Raw genomic sequence first — 2,439 nt, forward strand, 5'->3', positions numbered from 1 at the left:
AGAGATTAGAAATCTTATCTCTGTATATCTAGAAAATGAAGGACTAAAAACTCAAAAGGCAGAAGATGCTATACAAGCTTTACAACTGTTAGAAGAAAAGGAATTTGATTTGGTTATTTTAGATATTATGATGCCGAATATGGATGGCATTGAAGCATGTATGAAAATTAGGGAAGATCGCAATATGCCTATCATTATGCTATCTGCAAAATCTGAGGATATAGACAAAATTCAGGGCCTAGCCTCTGGTGCAGACGATTATTTATCAAAACCGTTTAACCCATTAGAATTAATCGCTAGAGTGAAATCCCAATTAAGAAGATTTAAAAAATACAATACGTCCGTAGAACATAATAAAAGCATTCTAGAAATTGGTGACTTAACCGTAAATACAGATACACGTCAAGTATGGGTAAGAGGAAAAGAAACAAGGTTAACTCCAAAAGAGTTTGCTATTCTCGAACTACTTGCCCGCAATAAAGGGAGTGTTATGAGTGTAGCAAAAATATATGAAGCAGTTTGGAAAGAGGTTTTTTATAAATCAGACAATACCGTCATGGTGCATATTACAAAAATAAGAGACAAAATTGAAGAGGATTCTAAACATCCCATTTACATTAAAACTGTTTGGGGAATTGGGTATAAAATATGAAGAATGTTAGTTTCAGAAATAAGATCATTATAAAACTTCTTGGTGCTGTTGCAATTAGTTTTTTTATTTCATTTGGTTTAACAATCCTCATTTTGGCATACGTCATAGATCCATTATTTATAAAATACGAAGAATTTGGTATGTTTGAATTCAATGTCGCAATGTTGTTCTTATTCGCGTTCGCAATCTTTACCTTTATTATACTTTTTTTGATATTGGTTCGAAAGAAAATAGTATATTTGAAGCTTATTTCTGATAACGTGAATGATATTGCCAATGGAAAACTAGGTCTAACAATTGGGATTAAGGGGAAGGACGAATTGACCCAACTTGCTCAAAATATCAACTATATGTCTAAGGAATTGGAAAATACATTTGAACAAGAAAGACGATTAGAACGTACAAAAAATGAACTCATAACTAACGTATCTCATGACTTACGCACACCGTTGACATCTATTATTGGTTATTTAGATTTATTAAAAAGAGGGCAATACAACAATAACACACAACTACAGGAATACCTTGAAACCACTTATTCAAAGTCACAGAGATTGAAATATTTAATTGATGAGCTGTTTGAATATACTCGTTTATCAGGCATAGATGCTAAGTTAAATCTTAATGAAGTTGATTTATCAGGTCTGTTGGAGCAAATAGTTGGAGAATACATTCCTATATTTGAAAAGGAAAGTTTAATCGTTCAAAAATCAATTACACAAGAAATAATACCTATCTTCATAGATGCAGAAAAAATGGTACGTGTATATGAAAATCTGTTTATGAATGCGATAAATTACAGCATGAAACCATCCCAATTATTCATATGTCTTGAATTAATGGATAACAAAGTAATTTTAAAAGTATCAAATATAGTCGAGAGACCGCCTGTTAGCGATCCAAATAAATTGTTTGAAAGATTTTTCAGGGGTGATAAGGCAAGAAAAAATGATCAAGGAAATGGACTGGGACTTGCTATATCAAAAAGAATTGTTGAACTTCATGATGGTAATATACATGCAGAATATAAAGATGGCTGGATGTCCTTTATTGTTGAACATCCAATCAAATAGACCGGCTTATGGAATTACAGGTTCCATAAGCTTTTTTTATAAAACTTAAGAATTCTTAAGGATTTTACAGGGTGTTTCCTAATTTTCATAGTTTATCATGGGTGTATTCAAAGTGATGAGGTGAGCAAAGAAGAAAAAAGGAAAGACTTCATTGTAGCTTTAGGGTGAATGCAACATGACGATTTTATTAGTAGTAAACAAACGTAGTTAGCTTATTGTAATGAAATAAAAAAATGTAGGAGGATATAAATGATAAAGCCAGTTGTAGATGTAAAAAACATTCAAAAATTGTACGGTAAAAAAGGTGAGAATCAATCACATGCATTAAAAGGTGTATCATTCTCAATTCAAGAGGGGGAGTTTGTCGGTATTATGGGGCCTTCTGGTTCTGGTAAAACAACATTATTAAATGTAATTTCAACGTTAGATAAAGCGACAGGCGGCGTTGTTGAAATTGCAGGAACAGATATTACGAAAATGAAGCAAGGTGAACTTTCTGATTTTCGTTCACAAAAGTTAGGGTTCATTTTCCAAGACTTTAACTTATTAGAAAATTTATCTATCTATGAAAATATCGCACTCCCACTTTCACTTCAAGGTGTTTCATCTCGTAACATTGGAAAGAAAGTAGAAAAAGTAGCTGATATGTTAGGCATTACAGCGATACTTCAAAAATATCCTTCTGAAGTATCTGGTGGACAAAAGCAACGTTCT

Annotated in this window: 3 protein-coding genes; all 3 read left to right on the forward strand. The window is 32.3% G+C overall.

Annotated features, from left to right (window positions below; genetic code table 11):
• A partial coding sequence (locus ACQGS6_RS26480; protein ID WP_426965871.1) for a response regulator transcription factor occupies positions 1-652 on the forward strand: 652 nt, incomplete at its 5' end.
• Positions 649-1,725, forward strand: a complete 1,077-nt coding sequence (locus ACQGS6_RS26485) for a sensor histidine kinase (RefSeq protein WP_025708663.1) — start codon at positions 649-651, stop codon at positions 1,723-1,725. The genes ACQGS6_RS26480 and ACQGS6_RS26485, both read left to right, overlap by 4 nt.
• 249 nt (positions 1,726-1,974) lie before the next feature.
• The coding region (locus ACQGS6_RS26490; protein ID WP_426965872.1) for an ABC transporter ATP-binding protein at positions 1,975-2,439 on the forward strand (465 nt) is incomplete at its 3' end.

Origin of the sequence: Bacillus sp. GMs2/2, assembly GCF_050172095.1 — a bacterium.
Taxonomy (GTDB): Bacteria; Bacillota; Bacilli; order Bacillales; family Bacillaceae_G; genus Bacillus_A; species Bacillus_A cereus.